11 protein-coding genes and 1 pseudogene are annotated in these 19,188 nt (G+C 71.7%); 4 read left to right on the plus strand and 8 right to left on the minus strand.

What is annotated here, in order from left to right; all coding sequences use genetic code 11:
• The first annotated feature begins 374 nt into the window (after positions 1-374).
• Complete coding sequence (locus CU044_RS16700; RefSeq protein WP_129769394.1) at positions 375-881, plus strand: hypothetical protein; 507 nt, start codon at positions 375-377, stop codon at positions 879-881.
• A gap of 128 nt (positions 882-1,009) precedes the next feature.
• The gene (locus tag CU044_RS16705) at positions 1,010-1,681 is read left to right on the plus strand and encodes an HAD hydrolase-like protein (protein WP_129769395.1); all 672 of its coding nucleotides are present in this window, start codon (positions 1,010-1,012) and stop codon (positions 1,679-1,681) included.
• A 165-nt stretch (positions 1,682-1,846) separates the two neighbouring features.
• Here the strand turns inward: CU044_RS16705 and CU044_RS16710 are convergent, their stop codons facing one another.
• On the minus strand, positions 1,847-2,413 hold the full coding sequence (locus CU044_RS16710) for a DJ-1/PfpI family protein (protein WP_129769396.1): 567 nt from the start codon (positions 2,411-2,413) through the stop codon (positions 1,847-1,849).
• Positions 2,414-2,933: 520 nt separating this feature from the next.
• Between CU044_RS16710 and CU044_RS16715 the strand changes: the two genes are divergently transcribed.
• Positions 2,934-7,988 carry an NAD-glutamate dehydrogenase gene (locus tag CU044_RS16715; protein ID WP_129769398.1) on the plus strand — a complete coding sequence of 1,685 codons (5,055 nt, stop codon included), beginning with the start codon at positions 2,934-2,936 and terminating at the stop codon, positions 7,986-7,988.
• A gap of 153 nt (positions 7,989-8,141) precedes the next feature.
• On the opposite strand, the gene CU044_RS16720 is transcribed toward CU044_RS16715, so the two are convergent.
• Both CU044_RS16720 and CU044_RS16725 read right to left on the minus strand, forming a co-directional pair.
• Positions 8,142-8,930 carry an ABC transporter ATP-binding protein gene (locus CU044_RS16720; RefSeq protein WP_129769414.1) on the minus strand — a complete coding sequence of 263 codons (789 nt, stop codon included), beginning with the start codon at positions 8,928-8,930 and terminating at the stop codon, positions 8,142-8,144.
• A gap of 55 nt (positions 8,931-8,985) precedes the next feature.
• The gene (locus CU044_RS16725) at positions 8,986-9,921 is read right to left on the minus strand and encodes an ABC transporter permease (protein WP_129769413.1); all 936 of its coding nucleotides are present in this window, start codon (positions 9,919-9,921) and stop codon (positions 8,986-8,988) included.
• 153 nt (positions 9,922-10,074) lie between these two features.
• Here CU044_RS16725 and CU044_RS16730 point away from each other — a divergent pair, with 153 nt between their 5' ends.
• Positions 10,075-10,728 carry a TetR/AcrR family transcriptional regulator gene (locus CU044_RS16730; protein WP_129769399.1) on the plus strand — a complete coding sequence of 218 codons (654 nt, stop codon included), beginning with the start codon at positions 10,075-10,077 and terminating at the stop codon, positions 10,726-10,728.
• Here CU044_RS16730 and CU044_RS16735 read toward each other — a convergent pair.
• The 5 genes and pseudogenes from CU044_RS16735 to CU044_RS16755 form a co-directional block, all read right to left on the minus strand.
• Positions 10,674-10,988, minus strand: a pseudogene (locus tag CU044_RS16735) (CDP-glycerol glycerophosphotransferase family protein); the annotation flags it as partial. The gene CU044_RS16730 and the pseudogene CU044_RS16735 sit on opposite strands and share 55 nt — an antisense overlap.
• A gap of 222 nt (positions 10,989-11,210) precedes the next feature.
• Positions 11,211-12,098, minus strand: a complete 888-nt coding sequence (locus CU044_RS16740; RefSeq protein ID WP_129769401.1) for a carbohydrate ABC transporter permease — start codon at positions 12,096-12,098, stop codon at positions 11,211-11,213.
• Positions 12,095-13,441, minus strand: a complete 1,347-nt coding sequence (locus tag CU044_RS16745) for a sugar ABC transporter permease (protein WP_129769402.1) — start codon at positions 13,439-13,441, stop codon at positions 12,095-12,097. Before CU044_RS16745 ends, CU044_RS16740 begins: the two co-directional genes overlap by 4 nt.
• 4 nt (positions 13,442-13,445) lie before the next feature.
• Entirely contained in the window at positions 13,446-14,858 is a 1,413-nt protein-coding gene (locus CU044_RS16750) for an ABC transporter substrate-binding protein (protein WP_129769404.1), read from the minus strand.
• A 204-nt stretch (positions 14,859-15,062) separates the two neighbouring features.
• Positions 15,063-18,707, minus strand: coding sequence for an FHA domain-containing protein (locus CU044_RS16755; RefSeq protein ID WP_129769406.1), 3,645 nt, complete (start codon positions 18,705-18,707; stop codon positions 15,063-15,065).
• Between the last annotated feature and the right edge of the window lie 481 nt (positions 18,708-19,188).

A 19,188-nucleotide genomic window follows, 5' to 3' on the forward strand; every position in this document is an offset into this window, starting at 1 on the left:
TGGTGGTGCGGCTCGGAGCGGCGGTACCGCTCGGAGCGGTGGTGCCGGTCGCCGTGGTGGTACTGGTCGCCGTGGTGGTACTGGTCGTGTTCACGCAGATCGCCCCCGTTCTGCCCGGCCGGTCGGGATACCGGTCGGTAACTTCTGTTGGGGGATCTTTTACGGGCCCTTGGGGGACGGCCGCAAGACCGGTGCGGACACGGAGCGCTCGGAGCCGAAATCACCTATCAGAGTGACCGGCGGACGATACCGGGCCCGGCGGCGAGGTGGCGTGCGGTTCCCGGTGGACGCCTGGAGGCTCCATGAGCGTCACCCCGAAGAGGGACTCCCGCACGTATCCTTAGGTGCTCTCCCGACTACGAAAGCGGCCAGCCATGCGCGTCTACGTCCCCCTGACCCTTCCTGGTCTCGCTGAGGCGCACAAGACGGGTGAGCTGGGACCGGGACCGCTGACCGCGTACGCCGTGACCCCCGGGCTGCGCGAGTGGTACGTCTCCGACGACATCGAGGAACTGGAGTACGCGGCCCTCAACCGCGCCGCGGCCGCCTCGCTCCGGCTGCTCGCCGCCGATCCGGCGGCCGGGCGCCGCAGGGTGGTCGTGGCGGCCGATGTGCCGGACAGGGAGGCCGTGTCGGATCCCGACCGCGGACTGGACGACGCCGGCCTCGGCGAGGTGCGGATCGCCGACTCGATCGCGCTGTCGAAGGCGGCGGCGGTGCACGTCGACTCCGCCGAGGCGGACGCCGATGTGTCGGCCGCGGCGGCGGCGCTGGGCGCGGCCGACCACGGGGACGACGACGCGCAGTTCACCGTGGACGGCGCGGAGGACCACGAACTGCTCTGGTACGGCGTCCAGGAGATCCCGAACCTGATCGGCTGAGCGGCCGGCGGCGGCCCTCGCCCGGGGCGTTCCCCGAGTCGTGCCCCGGTGGTGATTCCTCGCAGGTCATGGGGGTCCGCGAGGTTCCGGCAGGGCCGTTGTCGGACCCGGCCGGTACCGTTTTCGGCATGGGGAAGCAGAACACGCATCTGGTCTGGGACTGGAACGGCACCCTCCTCGATGACATCCAGGCGGTCATCGGGGCCACCAACGCGGCCTTCGCGGAAATAGGGCTGGAGTCCATCACGCTGGACACCTACCGCGAGCTGTACTGCGTCCCGGTCCCGAAGTTCTACGAGCGGCTGATGGGCCGCCTGCCGAGCGACGCCGAGTGGGTCGTCATGGACGAGGCCTTCCACCGGCACTACACGGAGCGGCGGACCGGCTGCGGGCTAACGGAGGGCGTCGAGGAACTGCTCTCGCAGTGGCGGCTGGCCGGGGACAGCCAGTCGCTGCTGAGCATGTACGGGCACGAGCAACTGGTCCCGGTGGTGCGGGGGTACGGGATCGAGAGCCACTTCGTCCGCGTCGACGGCCGGACGGGCCCGTCCGGCGGCAGCAAGGCGGTGCACATGGAGCGGCATCTGACCGCGCTGGCGTCGACGGGCGCGATATCCGCCGAGCGGACGGTGGTGATCGGTGACGCGGTCGACGACGCGCTGGCGGCGGCGCATGTGGGCGCGCGTGCCGTGCTGTACACGGGGGGCTCGAACAGCCGGGCCAGCCTGGAGGCGGTGGGCGTACCGGTGGTGGACACGCTCGCGGAGGCGGTCGAGACGGCGCGGCGTCTGACGTCCTGACGCCGGAGAGTCCGGCGGGGACGACCGGGGGACAGTCAGGCGACGGCCGGGGGACGGCCGGGGACAGCCGGGAGTGCACCCGGCTCCGGGCCTGTCCCCGGCTGCGGCCTCCCCCGGCGGGCGCGCGGTCGCGTCACCCCGCCGGGTTCACCGGGGCTCCGCCCGTCAGGTCACCGGGGCCTTCGCGCGCAGCACGGTGAGGAACTCGCGCATCCAGGCCGGGTGGTCGGGCCAGGCGCGGGACGAGACGAGCGTGCCGTCCACCACCGCCTCCGTGTCCTGGAAAGTGGCCCCGGCCGCCTGCATGTCCAGCTCCAGCGCCGGATAGGCCGTCACCCGGCGGCCGGCCAGCTCGCCGATCGCGGCCGTCAGCAGCGGCCCGTGACAGATCTGGGCGACGGGCTTGTCGGCGTCGAAGAAGGACTTGAGGATCTTGCGCAGCTCCGGGTCGCCCCGCAGATACTCGGGGGCACGGCCGCCCGGGATGACCAGGGCCGCGTACTGCGTCGCGTCGACCTCGGCGAAGGCCAGATCGGCGGGCCAGGTGTAGCCGGGCTTCTCGGTGTAGGTGTCGAAGCCGGGCTCGAAGTCATGGACCACGAACTGAAGCTTCTTACGGGTCGGAGCGGCGATATGGACCTCGTAACCCTCCTCGCGCAGGCGCTGGTACGGGTAGAGCACTTCCAGCGACTCGGCGGCGTCGCCGGTGACGATCAGAACCTTGGCTGCCATGACTGCTCCCGGAGAGAGTGGGTCGGTCTGTCCACCTGTCGACCAGTGTCGTCCTGCGGACCAGTGTCGTCCCGGTCGGCGCGCGTCGGCGAGGGTGCGTCGGCGAAGCGTTCTGTGCCGGGCGGGGGCGTGAGCCTGCGACGGGCGTCCGTGTCGCTGTCCAGAGTGTCAAAGTTGGTACCCCGTATTTGTACACATGCGGCCCATGACGGCCCCCCGGTCAAGGGCGATAGCCTGGTGCCCGTGATCAGCGCGATATGCCGTGGGGGCAGCGAAGCCCCCCGCCTGCGCCCGGAGCGCGACAGCGCCCGGGCGATCGCTGGTCCCCCAGGGCCGGTCCCCTCGGGACAGGACTCGGGACAGGATCGTGACCCGGGTCGACTGCCAAAATTGGCCAATAACGCCCCGGACATCTCTCATCGCGGCATAACGTCGACCCCGACCGGAAACCCCGCGTCGTGGCGTTGTGTCGCTTCCTTCACCTACGTCACGCAATGGCGCGCGACAGGAGCCAGAGGACATGCAGACCAAGCTGGACGAAGCCAAGGCCGAGCTGCTCGAACAGGCGGCTCGGGCCGCTGAGAACAGCCCGGTGGGGGGAACCGGGGGGCTGGGGGCCCGCCCCCGGGAGGACGAGGCCTCGGCCGGATCCCGCGGCGCCGGCGGCCAGGAGGACGGTCCCGACCGGGACGGCCTTCTCGCGTACCTCCAGCGCTACTACCTGCACACCGCTCCCGAGGACCTGGCGGACCGAGACCCGGTCGATGTCGTCGGCGCGGCGCTCTCCCACTACCGGCTGGCCGGGAATCGCCCCCAGGGCACGGCGAGCGTACGGGTGCACACCCCGACCGTCGAGGAGAACGGCTGGACCTGCCGCCACTCCGTGGTCGAGGTCGTCACCGACGACATGCCGTTCCTGGTCGACTCCGTCACCAACGAGATCTCGCGTCAGGGCCGCGGCATCCACGCCGTGGTCCATCCTCAGATCGCCGTACGCCGCGATGTCACCGGCAAGCTGATCGAGGTGCTGCCGGAAGAGGCGGTCACCGCCGCGGAGCCCCGGCACGACATCTTCATCGAGTCCTGGATCCATGTCGAGGTCGACCGCGAGACCGACCAGGCCGATCTCCAGCAGATGACCGCCGACCTGCTGCGGGTCCTCTCCGACGTCCGCGAGACCGTCGAGGACTGGGAGAAGATGCGGGACGCCGCGCTGCGCATCGCCGAGGAACTGCCCGGCGAGCCGACCGCCGACGATCTGCGCGACCAGGAGGTCGAGGAGGCGCGGGAGCTGCTGCGCTGGCTCGCCGCCGACCACTTCACCTTCCTCGGCTACCGCGAGTATCAGCTGACGGACAGTGACTCCCTCTCCGCCGTGCCCGGCACCGGACTGGGCGTGCTGCGCTCCGACCCGGCGCACACCGGCGACGAGGACCACCCGGTCAGCCCGTCCTTCAGCCGGCTGCCCGCCGACGCCCGCGCCAAGGCACGTGAGCACAAGCTGCTCGTCCTCACCAAGGCCAACAGCCGCGCCACGGTCCACCGCTCCGGCTATCTCGACTACGTCGGGGTCAAGAAGTTCGACGCCAAGGGCAATGTCGTCGGCGAACGGCGCTTCCTCGGGCTCTTCTCCTCCGCCGCGTACACCGAGTCCGTCCGCCGGGTGCCGGTGATCCGCCGTAAGGTCGCCGAGGTCCTGGAGAGCGCGGGCCTCTCGCCCAACAGTCACGACGGCCGTGATCTGCTCCAGATCCTGGAGACCTATCCGCGCGACGAGCTGTTCCAGACGCCCGTCGACGAACTCCGCTCGATCGCCACCAGCGTGCTGTATCTCCAGGAGCGCAGGCGCCTGCGCCTCTACCTCCGCCAGGACGAGTACGGGCGCTACTACTCCGCACTCGTCTATCTGCCGCGCGACCGCTACACCACGGGCGTCCGGCTCCGGCTGGTCGAGATCCTCAAGGAGGAACTCGGCGGGACCAGTGTCGACTTCACCGCGTGGAACACAGAATCGATCCTCTCCCGGCTGCACTTCGTCGTCCGGGTCCCCCGGGGCACCCAGCTGGCGAAGCTCACCGACGCCGACACCGAGCGGATCGAGGCCCGGCTCGTCGAGGCCGCCCGCTCCTGGGCCGACGCCTTCGGCGAGGCGCTGACCGCCGAGTGCGGTGAGGAGCGCGCCGCCGAACTGCTGCGCAGGTACGGCTCCGCCTTCCCCGAGGGCTACAAGGCCGACCACTCCCCGCGCGCCGCCGTCGCCGACCTGGCCCATCTGGAGGCGGTCACCAGCGCCGAGGCGGGCTCGGACTTCGCGCTCTCGCTGTACGAGCCGGTCGGCGCCGGCCCCGGCGAGCGCCGCTTCAAGATCTACCGCTCGGGCGAGCAGGTCTCCCTCTCCGCCGTCCTGCCGGTGCTCCAGCGGCTCGGCGTCGAGGTCGTCGACGAGCGTCCGTACGAGCTGCGCTGCTCGGACCGTACCCACGCCTGGATCTACGACTTCGGCCTGCGGCTGCCCCAGGGCGGCGGGGGCGACTATCTCACCGAGGACGACCGCCAGCGCTTCCAGGACGCCTTCGCCGCCGTGTGGACCGGAGCCGCGGAGAACGACGGCTTCAACTCCCTCGTCCTGCGGGCCGGTCTGGACTGGCGTCAGGCGATGGTGCTGCGCGCGTACGCCAAGTACCTGCGCCAGTCCGGCTCGACCTTCAGCCAGGACTACATGGAGGACACCCTCCGCAGCAATGTCCACACCACCCGGCTGCTGGTCTCCCTCTTCGAGGCCAGGATGTCGCCGGGCCGCCAGCGCGCCGGCATCGAGCTGACGGAGGCGATGCTGGAGGAGCTGGACGGTGCCCTGGACCAGGTCGCGAGCCTGGACGAGGACCGTATCCTCAGGTCTTTCCTCACCCTCATCAAGGCCACGCTGCGGACCAACTTCTTCCAGCGCGCCGGCGACGGCGACAAGCCGGAGCAGAGGGAGACGGGCGAGGCGGGCCACCCGACCGCCGCGGGCGAGCAGCACAGCTATGTGTCGATGAAGTTCGACCCGCAGGCCATCCCCGATCTGCCCGCGCCCCGCCCGGCGTACGAGATCTGGGTGTACTCCCCGCGCGTCGAGGGCGTCCATCTGCGCTTCGGCAAGGTCGCCCGCGGCGGTCTGCGCTGGTCCGACCGGCGCGAGGACTTCCGTACGGAGATCCTCGGCCTGGTCAAGGCGCAGATGGTGAAGAACACCGTGATCGTGCCGGTCGGCGCCAAGGGCGGCTTCGTCGCCAAGCAGCTGCCCGACCCGGCCGCGGACCGGGACGCCTGGCTGGCCGAGGGCATCGCCTCGTACAAGATCTTCATCTCGGCGCTGCTCGACATCACGGACAACATGGTGGCGGGCGAGGTCGTGCCGCCGGCGGATGTGGTCAGGCACGACGAGGACGACACGTATCTGGTCGTCGCCGCCGACAAAGGCACCGCGAGTTTCTCCGACATCGCCAACGACGTGGCGGTCGCCTACGACTTCTGGCTCGGGGACGCCTTCGCCTCCGGCGGCAGCGCGGGCTACGACCACAAGGGCATGGGCATCACGGCGCGCGGCGCCTGGGAGTCCGTCAAACGGCACTTCCGCGAGCTGGGCCATGACACCCAGACCGAGGACTTCACGGTCGTCGGTGTCGGCGACATGTCCGGCGACGTGTTCGGCAACGGCATGCTGCTCTCCGAGCACATCCGGCTGGTCGCGGCCTTCGACCACCGGCACATCTTCCTCGACCCGCACCCGGACGCGGCCACCTCGTACGCGGAGCGCCGCCGGCTGTTCGAGCTGCCGCGCTCGTCGTGGGCCGACTACGACAAGGAGCTGCTGTCGCAGGGCGGCGGTATCCACCCGCGCACGGCCAAGGCCATCCCCGTCAACGCGCATGTGCGGGAGGCGCTCGGCATCGAGCCCGGTGTCTCCAAGCTGACGCCCGCCGAGCTGATGAAGGCGATCCTCCAGGCGCCGGTGGACCTGCTGTGGAACGGCGGCATCGGTACGTATGTGAAGGCCTCCACCGAGACCGACGCCGACGTCGGCGACAAGGCCAACGACTCGATCCGCGTCAACGGCGAGGACCTGCGGGTCAAGGTCGTCGGCGAGGGCGGCAACCTGGGGCTGACCCAGCTCGGCCGTATCGAGTTCGCCCGGCGCGGCGCCGGCGGCGAGGGCGGCAAGGTCAACACCGACGCCATCGACAACAGCGCGGGCGTCGACACCTCCGACCACGAGGTGAACATCAAGATCCTGCTCAACAGCCTGGTCACGGACGGCGACATGACCGTCAAGCAGCGCAACACCCTGCTCGCGGCGATGACCGACGAGGTCGGCGCGCTGGTGCTGCGCAACAACTACGCGCAGAACACCGCGCTCGCCAACGCCGTGGCCCAGGCCCCGTCCCTGCTCCACGCCCACCAGCGGTTCATGCGCCGTCTGGTGCGCGACGGACATCTCGACAGGGCGCTGGAGTTCCTGCCGAGCGACCGGCAGATCCGCGAACTGCTCAACGCGGGCAAGGGCATGTCCCAGCCCGAACTGGCGGTGCTGCTCGCCTACACCAAGATCACGGTGGCGGAGGAGCTGATCCACACCGAGCTGCCCGACGACCCGTATCTGCGCAAGCTGCTGCACGCGTACTTTCCGCAGGCGCTGCGGGAGAAGTTCGCCGAGCAGATCGACGCGCACGCGCTGCGCCGCGAGATCGTGACGACGGTGCTCGTCAACGACACCGTCAACACCGGTGGTTCGACCTTCCTGCACCGGCTGCGGGAGGAGACCGGGGCGTCGACCGAGGAGATCGTACGGGCGCAGGCCGCGGCCCGGGAGATCTTCGGGCTGAACGCTGTCTGGGACGCCGTCGAGGCGCTGGACAACCAGGTGGCGGCCGATGTCCAGACCCGGGTCAGGCTGCACTCGCGCCGGCTGGTCGAACGCGGTACGCGCTGGCTGCTGGGCAACCGGCCGCAGCCGCTGGAGATCGCGGGGACCATCGAGTTCTTCGCGGCGCGGGTCGAGCGGGTCTGGGCACAGCTGCCGCCGATGCTGCGCGGCGCGGAGCTGGCGTGGTACCAGCGGATCCTGGCGGAGCTGACCGAGGCGGGGATCCCGGAGGAGCTGGCCCTGCGGGTGGCGAGCTTCTCGTCCGCCTTCCCGACGCTCGACATCGTGGCGATCGCGGACCGTACGGACCAGGACCCGCTCGCCGTCGCCGAGGTGTACTACGACCTCGGTGACCGGCTGCGGATCACCCAGCTGATGGACCGGATCGTGGAGCTGCCGCGGGCCGACCGCTGGCAGTCCATGGCCCGCGCCTCCATCCGCGAGGACCTGTACGCGGCGCACGCCGCGCTGACGGCGGACGTACTGGCCGTGGGCGACAGCGATTCGACGCCCGAGGAGCGCTTCACGGCGTGGGAGCAGAAGAACGCCGCGATCCTCGGCCGTTCGCGGGCCACGCTGGAGGAGATCCAGGGGTCGGACGCGTTCGATCTGGCGAATCTGTCGGTCGCGATGCGGACGATGCGCACGCTGCTGCGTACGCACAGCTGAGCGGTACGTGAGAGGAGGGGCGCCCGGCTCGCGATGAGCCGGACGCCCCTCCTCGCGTCAGCCTCGCGGGGGCTACCGGGGCTACCGGGGCTACCGGGGCTACCGGGGCTACGGGGGCTACCGGGGCCGCGGAGACTTGTGGGGCTTGCGGGGCTACTTCTTCTTGCCGGTGAACTCCTCGTACGCCGCGACGACATCCCTTGCCGGGCCGTCCATCCGCAGCGTCCCCGACTCCAGCCAGAGCGCCCGGTCACAGGTGTCGAGGATGGACTTGTTGCTGTGGCTGACCAGGAAGACCGTGCCGGCCTCCGCGCGCAGCTCGGTGATGCGCTCCTGGCTGCGGCGCTGGAATCCGGCGTCGCCGGTGGACAGCGCCTCGTCGATCAGCAGTACGTCATGGCTCTTGGCGGCGGCGATCGAGAAGCGCAGCCGGGCGCCCATCCCCGAGGAGTACGTCCGCATCGGCAGCGAGATGAAGTCTCCCTTGTCGTTGATCCCGGAGAACTCCACGATGTCGTCGTAGCGGCTACGGACCTGCTCCCGTGACATGCCCATCGCCAGCCCGCCGAGGATCACGTTCCGCTCGCCGGTCAGATCGCTCATCAGCGCCGCGTTGACGCCGAGGAGCGAGGGCTGGCCCCGGGTGAAGACGGTGCCCCGGGACGGCGGCAGCAGCCCCGCGATCGCCTTCAGCAGGGTCGACTTGCCGGATCCGTTGGAGCCGATCAGTCCGATGGCCTCACCCTTGTACGCGGCGAAACTGACGCCCTTGACGGCGTGCACCTCGCGCGCGCCGGGCGCGGACCGGCGCGAGACGATCCGGCTCAGCGCCGAGGTGGCGCTGCCCCGGCCGCCCCGGGTGCCGTGGACCGTATAGGTGACGTGGACGCCGTCGACGACGACGGTGGGGACACGTTCCGGCGCGGTCGACCGCCCGGAGATGTCCGTGGCTGCATCCGTGCCCGTGCCCGTGCCCGCGTCCGTACTCCTTCTCTCCTCAGCCACGTCCGTACTCCTCCTCGGCCTTCCAGAAGAACAGGAACCCGCCGACGCCCGCGAGCAGCGCCCAGCCGAGGGCGACGGCCCAGACGTGCGGGGGCAGTTGACCGGCGGTGTAGCTGTCGATGAGCGCGAAGCGCATCAGATCGATGTAGACGGCGGCCGGGTTGCACTGCAGGATCACCGTCACCACGTGCGGCAGCTCGTCGCCGCTCGTGACCTTGTCGACGCTCCACATCACGCCGGACACATACATCCAGGTACGCAGCAGGAACGGCATCAGCTGCGAGATGTCCGGAGTCCTGGCCGCGAGCCGGGCCACGGCCATCGAGACGCCGGTGTTGAAGAGCGACTGGAGCAGCAGGGCCGGCAGCGCGAGCAGCCAGCCGACCGCCGGGTACTGGCCGAAGCAGACCAGGATCACCACCAGCGCGCCCATGGAGAACAGCAGTTGCTGGAGCTGCTGGAGCGCGAACGCGATCGGCAGCGCGGCGCGCGGGAAGTGCAGGGCCCGTACGAGACCGAGGTTGCCGGAGATCGCGCGGGTGCCGGTCATGATCGAGTTCGAGGTGAAGGTCCAGATGAAGACGCCCGTGACCAGGAACGGGATGAAGTCCGGTACGCCGTGCTTGGTGTTGAGCAGCACACCGAAGATGAAGTAGTAGACCGTCGCGTTCAGCAGCGGGGTCATGATCTGCCAGATCTGGCCCAGCTTCGCCTGGCTGTACTGGGCGGTCAGCCGGGCGGTGGCGAAGGCGCCGATGAAATGCCGGCGCGACCACAGGGCGCGGACGTAGTCGGGCAGGGCGGGGCGGGCGCCGCTCACGGTCAGGCCGTGGCGGCGGGCGAGGGCGCTGAGATCCGTCCCGGTCCCGGTCCCTGTATCGGGCTCTGGGGTCGGTGGGACCGATGAGGCCGGTGTGGCCGGTGCGATCGTCTGGCTCACGGGGGGTCGCTTTCGACGGTGTTCTGAGGTCGGCTCCGGCGACGGAACGGGTACGTATCGTCGTAACGCCAAAGGTAGGACGGAGTACGTCGCAACGCAACCGTGTCGTCGTCACGTCGTTCGGCGCTATGCTCATACGCGATGACTACCGACCCCGCTACCGGCCCCGGCGCCACGGGCCCCCGTGGCAAAGCCCCGCGCACCGCTCGACGCGTCCCGGCGGGCGCCGCCGTGCTCCGCGAGGACGTGACCGACGCCATCCGCGCCGCCGTCTTCGAGGAACTGGCCGCCGTCGGCTTCGCCCGGATGTCCATCGAGGGCATCGCGCGCCGGGCCGGGGTCGGCAAGACCGCCGTCTACCGGCGCTGGAAGTCCAAGCTGGAGCTCGTCCTCGATCTGGTCTCCGCCTTCGCGGCGCAGGGGCTGCCCGCCCCCGGGACCGGTTCGCTCCACGGCGATGTGCGCGCCCTGCTCGAAGTGGCCTCACACGCCCTGCGCCACCCGGTGGCCTCGCAGGTCATCCCGGATCTTCTGGTCGAGGCCGCCCGGCACCCCGAGATCTCCGACGCGATCAAGGCGGCGCTGCTCGACGGACAGCGGGGCATCGCCGCGGTGATCGTCCGCGCGGCGGTCGAGCGCGGTGAGCTTCCCGAGGGCGCGGACGCCGACCGGGCGCTGGATCTGATCATCGGACCGCTCTACTGGCGGCTGGTGGTGGTCAGGAGCGACCTGCCCCCGGGCTATCTGGACGATCTGGCGGCCTCGGCGGTCGCGGCACTCGGCCACCGCGACTGACCGGCGCCCGCCCGCTGCCCGAGCGGAACGGCCCTCGGAGGGTCCGTCGTCCCGCCGAGGAAGACATGGCGTACGACCCGCTCCGCCGCCCGCCCGTCGTCGTACGGACAGAAGCGCCCGCGGAACGCCGTACGCAGCTGGCTGGAGCGTGAGCCGCGCCAGTGGCCCGTGGTGAAGATGCCGGTCAGTTCGTCCTCGGTGCGCGCGACCGCGCCCGGCGGGAATCCCCGCAGATCGAAGTACGTACCCCGGGCCGCCTCCAGGCAGCCGGAGAGATACGCCTGGACCTGATACGCGGGGACGATGACGCTGACCGGGTCATGGCCCGGGAACGGCCGGCGGGGCGGACTGGTTACGCCGGAGCCGGCGCACGGGGGACGCGCGGAACAGGTGTCCGGCCGGACGGCGCGACGGGGGAGGGCCGGCCGTCCCGCGGCCCGCCCTCCCCCGCCAACACCGTTGTCCGTGACGCTCCTTGGGCGTTACTTGACGGCTCCCGCCATCACGCCCGTCACGAACTGCCGCTGGAACGCGAAGAACACGACCAGCGGGATGATCATCGACACGAAGGCGCCGGGCGCCAGGACGTCGATGTTGTTGCCGAACTGCCGTACCTGCTGCTGGAGCGCGACGGTGATCGGCGGGTTCTTCGAGTCCGCGAAGATCAGCGCGACCAGCATGTCGTTCCAGACCCAGAGGAACTGGAAGATACCGAGCGAGGCGATCGCCGGACCGCCCAGCGGCATCACGACCCGTACGAACAGCCGTATCTCGCCCGCCCCGTCGAGCCGCGCGGCCTCCAGCAGCTCCCTCGGGATCTCCGCGAAGAAGTTCCGCAGCAGGAAGATCGCGAAGGGCAGACCGAAGGCGACATGGAAGAGCACCACGCCGAAGGTCGTCTCGAAGATCCCGACGGCGCCGAACAGTTTCGAGACCGGGACCAGCGCCACCTGCACCGGGACCACCAGCAGCCCCACGACCACCAGGAACCACCAGTCGCGCCCCGGGAAGTCCATCCACGCGAAGGCGTATCCGGCGAGCGAGCCGATCACCACGACCAGGAGCGTCGCCGGAACGGTGATCACGATCGTGGAGAGCAGCGAGTTGGTGATGATGTCGTTGTCGAAGAGCCGCGAGTAGTTCTCGGTGGTGAGCTGCGCGGGCGCGGTGAACACCTGCCACCAGCCGCTCGCGCTGATGTCCGTGGCGTCGCGCAGCGAGGAGATCAGCAGACCGATGGTGGGCATCAGCCAGAACAGGCCCACCAGGACCAGGAAGACCCGCATCACCCCGCCGCCCGCGCGGGCGGCGATCCGGCCGGCGAGGGGCTGCTTCGCCTTGACCTTGATCGCACCGTCGTTCGTGGTCATCGGCGAGTCTCCCTTCGCATGCGTCGTATGTTGAACAGCATCACCGGGATCACCAGCAGGAGCAGCAGTACGGCGATGGCGCTGCCCACGCCGAGATCCGCGTCCGTACCGAACGACGAGCGGTAGAGCTGGAGCGCCAGCACGTTCGCGTCGTCCTGGGACGAGCCCGGCGCGATGATGAAGACCAGGTCGAAGATCTTCAGCACGTTGATCATCAGCGTGACCATGACGACCGCGAGCACCGGCGCCAGCAGCGGCACGGTGATCCGGCGGAAGACCTGCCACTCCGTGGCACCGTCCACCCGCGCGGCCTCCATGAGTTCACGGGGCACGCTCGCGAGCCCCGCCGCGATCAGCACCATCGCGAACCCGGCCCACATCCAGATGTAGCTGCCGATGATGGCGGGCGTGACCAGGGAGGGCCCGAGCCAGTCCACGCCGTTGTACGGCTCCCTGAAGTTGGCCGCGGGCAGCCTGAGCTGGGCGCCGTCGGCCGCTTCCGGCAGGCTGAACGTACCGTCGGCGCCCGCGGTCGCGGAGGCGACGACCTTGCCGTCCTTGACCGCCTCCACCGTGATGCCCTTGAGGCCCAGTTCCTTGGAGTCGATGACATTGGGCTTGCCGCCGCCGCCCTTGGTGAAGTCCAGCCAGGCGGTTCCGGTGACCCGGCCGTCCGCCGTCCGTGCGGCCTTGGCGGGCGCCGCGTCGGACGGCATCTTCGCGGGCGCCACGCCGACCAGCGGGAGCAGGACCTCCGTCCCGGCTCTCGCGGGCTCCTTGGTGACGAACGCGCCGCCGCCCGCCGGTTTCAGCGGATGCACCGGCAGCGGACGCGCTCTGGGGAAGCCCGCCGACTCGTTGAACGTGTCGTGCACCCCCACCGCGACCGCGTTGGCGATGCCGCGCTCCGGGTCCTGTTCGTACACGAGCCGGAAGATGATGCCCGACGCGAGCATCGAGATCGCCATCGGCATGAAGATGACGAGCTTGAAGGCCGTGCTCCAGCGCACCCGTTCGGTGAGTACGGCGAAGATCAGCCCGAGCGCGGTGGCGATGGTGGGCGCCACCACCACCCAGATCGCGTTGTTCTTGACCGCGGTCAGGATGGTGTCGTCGGAGAAGAGCTCGATGTAGTTGTCGAGCCCGGCGAAGCTGTCACCGGACTTGTCGAAGAAGGACCGGTAGACCGAGAACCCGATGGGGTAGACCACGAGCGCGCCCAGCAGCACCAGCGCGGGCAGCAGGAAGCCGGCCGCGACCAGTTTGCGTGTGCCTGTCACGCTCTTGCGTTTGCCCTTGGCGGGGGGCACCGCCGTGGTGCCCCCCGAGACCGCCGACTTCATCGCGTCAGCTCGTGTACGCCTTGGCCGCGGCCGCCTCCAGCTGCTGCTGGATCGCCGCGACGTCCTTCGGGTTCTTCAGGAAGTCCTGGAGCGCCTTCCACTCGCCCTTGCCGGGGGTACCGCCGAACGACTGCGGCATCTGGTCCGACATGTCGAAGCGGAAGTCGTCGCCCGCGGCGATCAGCGCCTTGGCGATGTCGCGCTGGACGTCGTTCGGGTACGCGGCGGGGTCCAGGGACTTGTTCGGCGAGACGAATCCGCCCGTCTCCGCCCAGATCTTCGCGGCGTCCGTGGACGCCAGGAAGGTCAGCAGCGCCTGCGCGCCCTTGGTGTCCTTGAGCGCCACGGCCGCGTCACCGCCGGTCACCACCGGGGCGTCGGGTCCCACGGCCGGGAACGGGAAGACCTTCGCGTCCGTACCGATCTTCGCCTCGGTCTGGCCGATGTTGACGCCGACGAAGTCACCCTCGAAGACCATCGCGCCCTTGGGCTGGTCGCCGCCGGTGAAGGTCTGGGTGACGGAGGCGGGGAACTCCGTCTGGAGCGCGCCGTCCGTACCGCCCGCGATCAGGTTCGGCTTGCCGAAGAGCTGGCCGAGCGTGGTCAGCGCGTCCTTCACGGAGCCGTCGGTCCACTTGATCTCGTGCTTGGCGAGCTGGTCGTACTTCTCCGGGCCCGCCTGGGAGAGATAGATGTTCTCGAACCAGTCGGTGAGCGTCCAGCCGTCCGCGCCCGCGACCGAGACCGGGGTGACACCCGAGGCCGAGATCGTCTCGGCGGTCTTCAGCAGGTCCTGCCAGGTCTTGGGGGCCACGGCGCCCGCGTTCTCGAACGCGGCGTTGTTGTACCAGACCAGCGACTTGTTGGCGGCCTTGAAGTACACGCCGTACTGCGTGCCGTCCACCGCGCCGAGGTCCTGCCAGCCCTTGCTGTAGTTCTTCGCGAGCTGGGCCTTGGCCTCGGCGCCGGCCGGCTTGGCCCACTTCTTCTCGACGGCCTGCTGGATGGCGCCGACCTGCGGCAGCATCGCGACATCCGGCGGGCTGCCACCGGCTATCTTCGTCCCGAGGAAGTTGACGATCGGGTCCTGCGCGGGGACGAACGTGACCGTCGCGCCGGTGCGCTTCTCGAACTCGCTGAGGACCTTGGTGAAGTTCTCCTGCTCGGGGCCGGTCCAGACGGCCGCGACCTGGATCGTCTCGCCGTTCAGCTTGGGCAGCTGGACCGTGGCCGCGGGTGCCTTGCTCGCGCTGTCGCCCGAGCCCTTGTCGTCGCCCGAATCGCCGCCGCAGCCGGTGAGGGCCACGGCGCCGACGGCGACGATCGCCACCGCTGCCCGGCGCGTGCCGAGCCCGTTCCTGCCGAGCCCGCTCCTGTCGGTCCCAAGAGCCTTGTTAGCTCTACGAGTTGTGCGCATCACTGCCCCGTCTCTCCCGTGTGCGTACGGATCTACGCAAGCGGGACCGGCGTCGCGGCCGTGACGTGGCAGCGCTGCACTCGTCCCGTGGGCACAGTCCTACGCCGCGTGAGAGGGCGCCGCAATAGCCTTCCCGGTCCCGGACCGTTGATCGTGATGGGCTCGTGACGTGCCACGACGGACGTATGCCCTGTCCGGGGATCTTCAGGGGTGAGCCGGGGTCAGTGGTGCGACAGGTACGGCATCGACGGATCGGGCGGCCCGTTCGAGAGCGCTCGCGAGCAGCGCCAGATCCGTCGGACCGTTGCCCAGTTCCCTGACCGGCCGGCGGGCCGGCGGGTCGCCCATCCGCTCCCACTCCAGGGGCACGACCGTGGGCCGCAGCGTCGCAGTACGGGGGATACGGCCGGTGACCCGCCCGCCCTGGAACGGCGTGACCCGGCCGTCCGGATGGCCGAGCCGGCCGCGGCCGGGCGCCGGATCGTCCGGGGACGGCGCGACGGGCGGCGCGTCCAGCACGACCCGCAGCCGCGCGCCCTGGGCCAGCTCCGTGTCGACCGTACGGTCGGGGCGGGCCGAGGTGGCCACCAGATGGACGCCGAGCCGCTCGCCCTCCCTGGCCACGGCCTCCAGGGCCCGTACGACCGAACCGGCCGCGGGCCGGCCGGGACTGCCGAGCGCGGGCGCGACCAGGGCGTCGAAGTCGTCGACCAGCACGATGAGCCGGGGGAGGGGCGCGGGGTCCTGGGGCTGCTGCCGGGTCCCCGGCTGTTCCGTACGGGCCGAGGTGGTCCTGAGCCGGAGCGTGCCGCTCGCGTGCGGGTCCGGATCACCGCGGTGGGGGTCGGTCCGGTGGGGGTCGGTCCGGTACTGGTCCGGGTGGTGCTGGTCCGTACCGTACTGATCGGTCGCGCGCGGATCGCTTCCGCGCTGATCGGTGCCACGCTCGGGGCGGGACTCGCCGCGCCTGCCCGCCCGCTGCTCGGCGGCGCCCGGCGCGCGCTGGCCGACTATCCGCTCCGCCACCTCGTGCCGGTTGTGCCACTCCGTGAAGTCGAGCCGTCCCAGCAGCTCGGCCCGGCGCTTCAGCTCGGCCCCCAGCGCCTGGGCGAACCGCCGCATCCTGACCGGGTCGGAGGCGATCAAATGCTCGGTCACATGGGGCAGTTCCGTACAGACGGACAGCCCCTCGCCGCGCTCGCCCCCGGCGCCGTCGACCAGCAGCAGCCCCAGCCGGTCGGGCCGGCCGGCGGCGGCCAGCGAGGCGGCGACGGAGCGCAGCAGCTCCGTACGGCCGCTCCCCGCCGGTCCCTCGATCAGCAGATGCGGGCCCTCTTCGGTCAGATCGACGCTCACCGGGCCGCGCGGACCGGCGCCCAGGACCGCCGTGCAGTCGCCGGTGCGGTCGGCGGCGGACGCCCACCGGGCCATCAGGGACGCCGGGGTGGCCCGCGCCAGCCCCAGCTCGTCGAGCAGCCGGGCCGAGCGCGGGAGCGCCGCCGCGGGCCGTCCCCGGCCGCCGCCCCCCGACGTGCGGAGCGGCGCCAGCGCCCGCCCGAAGCGGTCCGCCCAGGCCGCCGAGACCGCGTCCACGACAGCGACCGTGCCATGCCCGGCGGGCTGCCCCACCGCCGTACGCAGCAGCCGCAGCGCGGTCGCCACATCACCGCTCAGCAGGGCGACGGCCCCGCACTCGCGGAAGGGGAGCGAGGCCGCGCACGCCGTCTCATAGGTCGCGGCGATCGGGGAGAGGGGTGAGGCGGCGTCCGTCTCGGCGAGACAGACGACATGGACACCCGCCGCCGCGCCCGCCCCGGCCAGCTGCGCCGCCGACTCGCGCAGCGCGGCGGTCCCGGGGTCGCCGTCGACGATCACGACCGTGTACGGGCCGTCATGGCGGGCGGCGGCCTCCGTGATGGTCCACGGGTCGGCCGAGGCCCAGCCGGGCCCCATGGGGCCGTCGTCGAGCCGCCGGGTCAGCTCGGCGGTCCTGGCCGCCGCCTGCTCGCGGTCGTAGGCGAGCAGCAGCCGGCAGTCCTGGCCGTGGGTGGGCCGCACATGCGGCAGCCAGCCGAGCCAGCCCCAGTCCCGTCTGCGTTCCTCCAGGCTTCTCGTACGGTCCGCGCTGATCAGCACGATCTCCAGATCGGCCGGGGAGTGCAGCGCGGCGAGCTGCGCCACGACCGCCCTGGCCAGCCCCGCCAGCCGCTCCCTGGGGCCCGCGAGACCGAGCGACCCGGCCTCGCGCAGGCCGACGGTGACCGGTACGGAGGGCACCGGTCCGCCGCCGTCCGGGGCGGACCGGTCGGCCGTGCCGAGCCGTACGGTGAGCGCCTCCGGATGGCGGCTGTCCCGCTCCCACAGCCGGGGTCCCGGGCCGAGCGCCGTCAGCAGGACCGCGGCCGGATCGGGCCAGGTCTCCGCGCGCGGGGCGCGCCCGGCCGTACCGGCGGCGGGCAGCGGGCCGGGGCCGGACTCCGGCAGCTCCTCGCCCCGGCTTCCGGTGAGCCGCCGGGCCCAGGCGCCTATGCCGCCACGCCGTCTGGCCGCGGCGTCGGGCGCTTCCGTCCCGCGCGGGGGCGTGGCCTGCCGCCGCGAACCGGAGGTCCTGCTGTGCGACTGCGGTCCGTCGTCGGTGCCGCGCGCGTCCACGCCCCCGGCGCCCGCGACCGCGCCGGTCCCGTACGCCGGGTCCGGCGCCGCGGCCCTGCTGTGCGTGCCGTCGGGGGAGCCCGCCGTCGGGCGGCTGCCGTAGTGCGTGTCGGCGCTGCGGGGGTCGGGCACACGCGGGGCGCCCGGGGGGTTGCCGTACTGCGGGCCCAGGACCCGGCTCGACGCGCCGGAGGGAACGGAGCCGCCGTACGCGCGGGGCGTATGACCCTCGCCACGGCTCCGGGTCTCCTCGGCCGGGGCCTCGCCCGGTCCTGCCCCCGGGGCAGGGGCGCCGGGGGCGGCCGGGCCGTGGGCGGGGGCGGGCTCGCGCCGCCCGCCGCCGCCGTACTGCGGACCCGGTGAGGCGCCCGCCGGGCCGTACGAGGAACCGTCCGTCGCGTAGCCGCCGGTGCCGTACGCGCCCGTCTCCGGACCGGCGCCGGTGGCCGCCGGCGCGCCGCCGTCGCCGCGGACCGGGGCGTGGTCCTCCGATGAGCGGGCACCGCCCTGGCCGCTCTCCGCGCCGTGCGCGAGCGGGCCCCGGCCGTCCTTGCCCGGCCGGACGATCCGCAGATGGCCCTCGCCGTCCGGCGCCGTCGGCAGCGCGGCCGTACGGGACCCGACCGTGAGCCGGAGGGCGGACTCCCCGAGCCGCAGCAGCGCGCCGGGCGCCAGCGGGACCGGCCGGCCGCCCACCGCGACGCCTTCCAGCGTCGTCCCGTTCGTGGAAGAGAGGTCCGCGACCGAGACCCGGCCGTCCTCGCCGACCGTCACCGCGCAGTGCAGCCGCGAGACGTCCGGGTCGTCCAGCGGCACATCTGCCTCCGCGGACCGGCCGATCCTGATCCGTCCGCCGTGCAGCAGATGCACCCCGCCCGCGTCGGGGCCCGCGACGACATGGAGCTGGGCCGGGACGTCGTCGGCGGGCGCGTCGTCCTCGCCGGGGACCTGGAGCGAGAGCACCGCGCCGTCGATCAGCGGCGGCTCGCCGAGGGTGCGGCGCTGGGCGTCGAGCCGCTCCTGGCCCGCGTACAGGACGACGGCGCCGGAGGAGGCGTCGAGGCCCGAGACGGCCGTGGCGAGCCCGGAGGCGACGGCGGCCAGCGCCGTCCCTGCCGGGGCGGTGACGAGCACGTCGCACGCGCGCACGGCGGCGTGGCCGCCGCGCGGCGCGAGGACGGTCAGCCGGATCTGCATCGCCGTCAGCGGTCCCTTCTGCGCGGGGTGCCCGACAGAGGAATACCCGCTGATGTCCCCCCACCGCGCACGGACGCGTCGTCCGGTACAGGTCGGCACGGGGCGGTGTGAATCCCCACTCCACACGTCACGTGCTGGGGGCATCCTCGCACCTGCCACTGACAACACGCCCGGGTACCGACGACAAGTGATCTTGAATAGTCGGCTGTTGGCGCAAAAGTACCTGCTTGGGAACGGCTTCGAGACGCCTCGGGACCGGGTGTGATGTCGTCCTCCCCGCTCTTCCGCAACCATCCGTACGATGCGTACGTCTTTCTTCCGAACCCGACCGGACCCGGGCCGGGTCGGTTCGGGACCGTATCCGAGCGGGATCGGAGTGGGACCCGCGCCGTGTGCCAGTCGCCGCCGTCGACCCGTACCTCGACCCGGGCGATTCCCCGGTGCTGGGCCCAGGCCACTCCGGCGACGGGCACGACGCCCG

The sequence above is a fragment of the Streptomyces sp. L-9-10 genome (assembly GCF_004151105.1).
Taxonomy (GTDB): domain Bacteria; phylum Actinomycetota; class Actinomycetes; order Streptomycetales; family Streptomycetaceae; genus Streptomyces.

Excerpts from the sequence above, each read along its gene's own strand:
- CU044_RS16700 (WP_129769394.1), top strand. The coding sequence starts at position 375 with ATGCGCGTCTACGTCCCCCTGACCCTTCCTGGTCTCGCTGAGGCGCAC.
- CU044_RS16705 (WP_129769395.1), top strand. The coding sequence starts at position 1,010 with ATGGGGAAGCAGAACACGCATCTGGTCTGGGACTGGAACGGCACCCTC.
- CU044_RS16710 (WP_129769396.1), bottom strand. The coding sequence starts at position 2,413 with ATGGCAGCCAAGGTTCTGATCGTCACCGGCGACGCCGCCGAGTCGCTG.
- CU044_RS16715 (WP_129769398.1), top strand. The coding sequence starts at position 2,934 with ATGCAGACCAAGCTGGACGAAGCCAAGGCCGAGCTGCTCGAACAGGCG.
- CU044_RS16730 (WP_129769399.1), top strand. The coding sequence starts at position 10,075 with ATGACTACCGACCCCGCTACCGGCCCCGGCGCCACGGGCCCCCGTGGC.
- CU044_RS16740 (WP_129769401.1), bottom strand. The coding sequence starts at position 12,098 with ATGACCACGAACGACGGTGCGATCAAGGTCAAGGCGAAGCAGCCCCTC.
- CU044_RS16745 (WP_129769402.1), bottom strand. The coding sequence starts at position 13,441 with ATGAAGTCGGCGGTCTCGGGGGGCACCACGGCGGTGCCCCCCGCCAAG.
- CU044_RS16750 (WP_129769404.1), bottom strand. The coding sequence starts at position 14,858 with ATGCGCACAACTCGTAGAGCTAACAAGGCTCTTGGGACCGACAGGAGC.
- CU044_RS16755 (WP_129769406.1), bottom strand. The coding sequence starts at position 18,707 with ATGCAGATCCGGCTGACCGTCCTCGCGCCGCGCGGCGGCCACGCCGCC.